A 3,507-nucleotide genomic window follows, 5' to 3' on the forward strand; every position below is an offset into this window, starting at 1 on the left:
CTGTGTTACGATAATTTATCGTAGGTGATAACGATAACTATGCTGGTCTACGAGATGAAGCTGAAAGGAACAGAAAGTCAGTACCGAAGGTTAGATGAAGCCATTCGGACGGGGCGTTTTGTTCGGAACAGCGTCATCAGAGCGTGGTTAGATGGTCAGGTCAAAAGTCGCAACGATGCTTATAAGCACTGCAAGGTGCTGTCCGATAATCAGGAGTTTCCCTGGGTAGCCAGATTAAACTCTATGGCGAGGCAGGCACACGCAGAAAGGGCTTGGGCATCAATCGAACGGTTTTATAGAAATTGCAGGCAAAAAATACCTGGTAAGAAGCGGTGCGACCTCGCGGCTTCGCAAGCCGCTAGAGGAAGCGCACCAAGAAAAGGATTCCCGAAGTTTAAAAAGTACCAAGTCAGAGCTTCTGTTGAATACAAGACATCAGGATAGGTGCGATTCGTTTCCTCGAAAAATGGAGAATACAAATTCAAAGTGTACGAGGAGCAAGAGTTCAACCTTTCGTATTGGTTGAATAAAACTTTTGACAACTTAATGACCATGAGGGTGCAAGTCCCTCTCCATAGGCGCAATGGTAAAAGCGCTTCCCCCATTTTGACAATTAGCAACTGGCAAGGTGAAGCGGGGAAGTTAAATGGGGGTAAAACAGTAGCCTAAACTGACATCCCCCCTAGCAAGAATCCATGAGTAACGCAAGTGAAGATGTGTCTGAACCATCGTTAAGTTTAACCAGTGAAATAAGGCTGATACACTGGGAGTCCCAAAAGGGCAAAGATAGGGAATTGGCAACTCCATCCTTGACCAATAAGCGCTTCCCATAAACTCGGTGGATAGCATCACTCTAAAGATTCAACCAATGGTCATTAGGAACGAAGTAACTCTGATACATCTCTCAGGAAAGGTCGATGCCTGAGTAGGTAGCTAACTAAAAGATGTAGCAGAGAGGGATTGAATCAGAAGCTAACGCCTTACCTAACAGTGAGGATACGCTGACAGATTCACGATTGTTTGGAGGGAATAGGAACAAGTAGTAGTAAATATGTCTAATACAGAGTCAGATATGACGACTGTGGAATGGAAAGATATTCCTTGGCGTAAAGTCGAGCGAGTCGTTTTCAAGCTGCAAAAGCGCATATTCCAAGCCTCTCAACGTGAAGATGTTCGAGCAGTCCGCAAGCTACAAAAGACTTTGATTAATTCTTGGTCGGCTAAGGTACTAGCCGTGCGTCGGGTAACTCAGGATAACCAGGGCAAGAAAACTGCTGGAATAGATGGGGTGAAGAGTTTAACCCCTAAACAAAGGCTGGAACTTGTTAACCGACTGAGGTTAAACCAAAAGGCAAAACCAACCAGAAGGGTTTGGATTCCCAAGCCTGGAAGAGAGGAAAAACGCCCATTAGGGATACCTACAATGCACGATAGGGCAATCCAAGCCCTAGTAAAAGCTGCCTTAGAGCCAGAATGGGAAGCCAGATTCGAGCCTAACAGCTACGGATTCCGACCCGGAAGGTCATGTCACGATGCGATTGGAGCAATCTTCAACGCGATTAGGTACAAAGCCAAATATGTGCTAGATGCCGACATCGCCCAATGCTTCGACCGAATCAACCATGATGCACTTATCTCAAAACTCAATACATCCCCCACCATCCGCCGACAAATAAAGGCATGGTTAAAATCTGGGGTAATTGACTGGAGCAACTATGCTAATCGGCAAAAAGGTTACAATCCTACAGAGGAAGGTACACCTCAAGGCGGAGTGGTTTCTCCATTATTAGCCGCATATTGCCCTTCACGGCATGGAAAGCCGGATAAAGCAATATGCGGCTACTTTACCCTGTAGACCGGGGTACGGAAAAAAGGTAAACCAAATGAGTCTAAGCCTCATAAGGTACGCTGATGATTTTGTCATCTTACATGAAGACCTTGCCGTAATTCAAAAGTGTCATCAAATAATAGCAGATTGGTTAAGTGACATTGGACTGGAACTTAAACCTAGTAAAACAAGGATATCCCATACACTTACTGAATACTCAGGAAACGTTGGGTTTGATTTCCTTGGGTTTAACATCAGACAACATCCAGTAGGGAAATATCAGACTGGAAAATCTACCAACAAAAAACCACTGGGATTTAAGACCATAATCACCCCCTCAAAGAAAAGCGTGAAAGGACACTGCAAGAAAATAGCAACCATCATAAAAGAGCATAATGCAGCTCCACAAAGCGCATTAATCGCTAGACTTAACCCAGTTATTAGGGGATGGTGTAACTATTTTTCCACAGTTGCAAGTCAAGAAACTCTTAACAAGCTAAGTCACATCGCTTTCAAGCAACTTTGGGCATGGGCAAAACGTCGATGTAAAAAGGAAAGCAAAGCCCGTAGATACTGGAGAGAAATCGAAGGAAGGAAATGGACGTTTGCTACAACTGATGGATTAAAACTAGCCAAACACCCTGATACGCAAATAAAGAGGCACACAAAGGTGAACGGTAGTCAAAGTCCATACGACGGTGATTGGGTCTACTGGAGTCGAAGGTTAAGAAACTATCCTGAAACCCCAAAAACACTATCTGAATTGTTGAAGAAACAAAAGGGTAGATGTTTACATTGCGGTCTGTATTTCTCGTCAGATAGCCTTGTAGAATTGCACCATATAGATAAAAACCGCAAGAATAACAAGCGCACAAATCTGATGGCTATACACAGACACTGCCACGACATCTTACACGCTATGTGGGAACCCAAAGAATGGGAAGTAAGAAGTGATGACTCTTATGAACTCATCCCCTAACCCAAATCTGGGTAAAGAGGTACACATGACAAGTGCCAAGCAGTTGAGGAGCCGTGTGCGGAGAAATTCGCAAGCACGGTTTTGTAGGAGAGGGTGGGAAGGCGACTTCCCACTCGACTCTACCAAACTGTCGGATGATAGGCGTTATTTAACCTTTTCAGATAAGTTTCAAGCGGGTATATTTAAACTATGGGGAAGTCGAAATTTACACTTCTATCAACTTGAACAGATTAAACGAGTTCGAGTGATTAGAAAGCACGATGGGTATTATGCACAATTCCTAATAGACCATGAGAGAGAGGAGAAAAAAGAACTAACAGGGAAACAGACAGGGTTAGATGTCGGTCTCAACTATTTCTACACTGATTGTTGTGGTAATCAAGCAGACAATCCTCGGTTTTTGAGAAAGGATGAACGCCAACTTAAAAAGTTGCAACGCCGACTATCAAGAACAAAAAAGGGGAGTCAAAACCGTAAAAAAGCCAGGAATAGATTAGGTAGAGCGCATCTCAAGGTTTCACGCAGGCGTCAGAATCGGGTTTGTAAATTGGCTCAACACGTCATCCGGTCTAACGACTTGGTAGCGATTGAAAACCTACGGATACGGAACATGGTTAAAAATCATCATTTAGCCAAGTCAATCAATGATGCAGCGAGGGTATCGGTTTCGAGAATGGTTGGAGTATTTTGGGAAAGTTTA

2 pseudogenes are annotated in these 3,507 nt (G+C 43.8%); both read left to right on the top strand.

Features of this window, described 5'->3' with window-relative positions:
• Positions 1 to 1,051 precede the first annotated feature (1,051 nt).
• Positions 1,052 to 2,807, top strand: a pseudogene (ltrA, locus tag M595_RS26935) (group II intron reverse transcriptase/maturase).
• Positions 2,808 to 2,832: 25 nt separating this feature from the next.
• Positions 2,833 to 3,507: pseudogene (locus M595_RS26940) on the top strand (RNA-guided endonuclease InsQ/TnpB family protein); the annotation flags it as partial.

Origin of the sequence: Lyngbya aestuarii BL J (assembly GCF_000478195.2) — a bacterium.
GTDB classification, from domain to species: Bacteria; Cyanobacteriota; Cyanobacteriia; order Cyanobacteriales; family Microcoleaceae; genus Capilliphycus; species Capilliphycus aestuarii.